Below are 3,639 nucleotides of genomic sequence, written 5' to 3'. Positions count from 1 at the left end.
AAAATATATTGTCTATCTAATTTGGAATATTCTTCTTCATCAACTTTAAGTAGTGCATAATCGCTTAGTAAAACATCAGTATTTGGAATATTCTTCTTCATCAACTTTAAGTAGTGCATAATCGCTTAGTAAAACATCAGTATCTTCGTGCATAATTACTTTTCCTTGATGTATCATATAAAGGTCATCACATAAAGTTTCTAAATCACTGGAAATGTGAGAACTAATTAAAATAGAGCGTTCTTCGCCTTTTTCTATAAAATCTCTTAGCATTTCTAACAATTCATCTCTAGCTATTACATCTAATCCCGCCGTTGGTTCATCAAGAATTAACAACTTTGCATTGTGTGAAACAGCAACTAAGACTTTTACTTTCGCTTTCATACCAGTTGAAAAATCTTTTATTCTTTTATTTCGTGGAAGCTGAAACTTTTTAACTTGTTCTATAAAAAATGATTTATCAAAATTTTGATATAAATTATCAATAATAGGAATAATATCATTGATTGTTAAATATCCACTAAAGCCAGAGTCCGAAAGAACTACTCCCAAATCTTGCTTGTCTTTTGCAGTAAAATCTTGTAATGACTTTCCAAGAATATTGATAGTTCCACTATCAAAGGAAATTAGCCCTAAAATAGCTTTAAATGTTGTGCTTTTTCCTGCACCATTTTGACCAATCAAACCAGTTACATGACCTTTCTTTACTTCAAGAGAACAATCAAGCGAAAAGTTTTCATAACTTTTTTTCAAATGCTCAATTTTTAACATATCTAACCCTCCAAAATTAACTCAAATAGTTTTTTTATATCTTCATCACTGATACCGTAACATCTGCCTTTTTGAATAACTCGTTCTAAATCACTTTCTAATTCCTTTTTCTGTTCCTCTAATAAAAGCTCTGTATTTGTAGCAGTAACATATGTTCCTTTTCCATGAATTGTTACCGTAAACCCCTCGTTTTCCAAGCTATCATATGCTTTTTTCACAGTTAGAGCACTTATTTTTAATTCTTTTGCAAGAGAACGAACAGACGGAAGATTATCATTTTCTTTTAATTTTCCATTCCGAATTAAAGCTTTAACTTGTTCTACTATTTGCTCGTAAATAGGTATCATTGAAGAATGGTTTATAATAATTTTCATCTCACAGCTCCTTTCTGTATAAACAGTATATAACAGAGTAACGCTGTTGTCAAGTGTTATATGGTGTTTGTACAGAAAGTGAAGCGTGCAAATCTCATTTAGGAAATGCACGCTATATAATTTATCCTACAATCTTCCAGTTACTATCCTTATGTAGCACAAGTTCATACTGCGATATCTGCGTCGCCTTTGTCTGATTATCAAGGAATTTCACGCCTACCTTGACTTTCACATTGTCCCCGTCCTTTGTAAAGATAGGGTTTACCAGTTCAGAATAAAGATAGTCCCTGCCGATAGGTTCAAGCACATTTCCCGATACATAATAGGCAAGCTCTTTTTCCGTAGCTGTCGGGTAGAGCTTAAAGAATGTTTCCAGAAATGCGGTAGCGTCATTCACGGTATCAGCGTCTACACTTGCGTCTGCTTCTGGTGTCTTAGGCTCATAGTCTGATTTTTCGATTGCTGGTGCAAGGGTAGGGTTCTGAACGATTAACATATCCCCGTCAGCGTCTATATGGACTTTTACGGTATAGGTTGCTTTCACATTGCTTGTCTTTTCTCCCTCTTTTATCTGCTGATCTACTTCGTAAGTAGCAGAAAAAGTGTCCGTTCCCGATTGTTCGATACTCCATACAATCACATCTGTAACTGTGGAGCTGGTCGGTATATCCGTTCTAATGGTATCAACATTCAAGTCCTGCAATTCCTTTGTCAGATAACCGTTGATTGCCTGCGTCCTTGATTCAATCGCTTCTTTACTGTTATTCCATGTGTAATAGGACTTCGCAAAATTCTTCACGAAATTTTCTATCCCGTTGGTGTCCTGCAAGCGAAGTTCAATGATTTCTTTTTCGTGGGTCGTGTGCTGGTCGATAGCAGTAAAATTCTTATACACCCCGAAGCTCACGCTTGCGATAAGCACCACCCACAACGCAATCACGGTTTTCTTATGTGTACCTACCTTGACAGTACGCACCTTTTTTTCTTTTGGTTCTTTGATAGTTTCTGTCTGTTTCTTATTCTTCTTAAACATATTTTTCAAGTCCTTTCTATTGTTTTATTCGTCCTGCACCGATTAAGTGCTGTTGCCAGTAACTACTACTTAGGTCTGCATATCCTATCGGATTTCCTGCATGGTACATCTGCGTCGGCGAAACAAGAATACCAACGTGTGTTACATAAGTACCAGCGTTATAAGTGGAATGGAAAAATACCAAGTCCCCAGCCTTTGCCTGCGAGAGTGAAAGATGTTGGGTAGCGTCAAACTGTGCTTGTGCGGTTCTCGGTAAGGAGATACCAGCTTTACCATAACACCATTGTGTCAGTCCCGAACAGTCAAAGGAAGTGTTGGGATTGCTACCGCCATAGACATACTTCCAGCCTTGATATTTCAATGCTTCATTCATTACCTTTTGTGCCAATTCTCCCGACACCTGCGGAACAGTTAAATACTGATTGACTAATTCCACATAGAACATATTTCCATAGCCATACCGCCAACCCCCGTTCTTCGCAACGGCTATCGGGTTGGTGTAAGTTACTTTCTTTCCACCCGATTTCTCACGGGCGAAGCTCTCTGCAAGATTGTAGGTATGTTTCTTTCCTTTTCCTGCCACATATCCCACATAGCCACCGCCATAATTATAGGACTGTATCGCTACATTCAAATCGTCGATACCTTGATTTTTGCAGGAAGAAAGCAGGGACGCAAAATATTTACACCCCTGCTTGATTGAGCTTTCTGTATCTAAAGAGTTAGGCGGTAAACCAAGACTTTCCGAACTCTGCATAACATCTACTGCCGTACCGCCACTTTCTACTTGAATGATAGCCAACAATACATTGACATACTCGGAAATACCGTATTCTTTGGCGTATTTTTCCACCATAGGCTGATGTTTCAAGACTTCTGCGGATAGGTTCATACCCGTAATGCCAGAAGAAAAATTGCTGTTCTCATCGTCGCTGTCCGCACTAATGAGGACACCAAAGAAAAGCACCAGAGAAAAGAGGATAGGAAACAGACTGCCAATAAGAGCGATATGTTTCAGTTTCATTTTTTCTTCTGTCCTTTCTTCGTTACAAGATTACGGCTTTTCTCTGTGGTCTGTTGGTTCTTCTGGACGCTATGGGTCTGCTGAACCTTTTTCCTGCGGTCTTTGGGGTAATTCTGGCGTGTTTCCTGCAATACTACTTTTTCTACATTCTGCCTATGTACTTGCTGTGTAAGCTGGGTTGCTTTTCTATCAGAAGCACCAGAAGATAGCGGACGCTCTTTGATAACGCTTGTCTTGACTGGCTCGCTTGCTTTTGAAGTGGTCGCTGTGGCAGGGCGTTTGATTTCCTGCGTTTTTTCTGTACTCGGCTTTGGAATGGTTGAAGCTGTGGCTGGTCGCTCATGGGGACGGGTAGCTCCCGTTGTCGCTGATCCGTCAGCCTTTCGCTGTGCCTGCCTTGCTTCTTGTGCCTTTTGAAGCTCCATACGCTTGTCAGC

At 39.4% G+C, this 3,639-nt stretch carries 4 protein-coding genes and 1 pseudogene; all 5 read right to left on the bottom strand.

Annotation, left to right across the window (positions count from 1 at the left end; all coding sequences use genetic code 11):
- Positions 1-75: 75 nt before the first annotated feature.
- A complete protein-coding gene (locus tag DXB52_RS15020) occupies positions 76-771 on the bottom strand; it encodes an ATP-binding cassette domain-containing protein (protein WP_118107967.1) in 696 nt (231 codons plus the stop codon).
- A 2-nt stretch (positions 772-773) separates the two neighbouring features.
- A complete protein-coding gene (locus DXB52_RS15015) occupies positions 774-1,145 on the bottom strand; it encodes a GntR family transcriptional regulator (RefSeq protein ID WP_006857100.1) in 372 nt (123 codons plus the stop codon).
- A 121-nt stretch (positions 1,146-1,266) separates the two neighbouring features.
- Positions 1,267-2,178, bottom strand: coding sequence for a conjugal transfer protein (locus DXB52_RS15010; protein ID WP_117576623.1), 912 nt, complete (start codon positions 2,176-2,178; stop codon positions 1,267-1,269).
- A gap of 16 nt (positions 2,179-2,194) precedes the next feature.
- Positions 2,195-3,202 (bottom strand): bifunctional lytic transglycosylase/C40 family peptidase, encoded by a 1,008-nt coding sequence (locus tag DXB52_RS15005; protein ID WP_117576624.1) that lies wholly within the window; start codon positions 3,200-3,202, stop codon positions 2,195-2,197.
- Positions 3,199-3,639: pseudogene (locus tag DXB52_RS15000) on the bottom strand (YtxH domain-containing protein); the annotation flags it as partial. The pseudogene DXB52_RS15000 and the gene DXB52_RS15005, both read right to left, overlap by 4 nt.

The sequence above is a fragment of the Ruminococcus sp. OM04-4AA genome (genome assembly GCF_003462585.1).
GTDB lineage: Bacteria > Bacillota > Clostridia > Lachnospirales > Lachnospiraceae > Mediterraneibacter > Mediterraneibacter faecis.
Note: the sequence above shows the minus strand (reverse complement) of the source record. Positions and strands in the feature narration are given on the sequence as shown.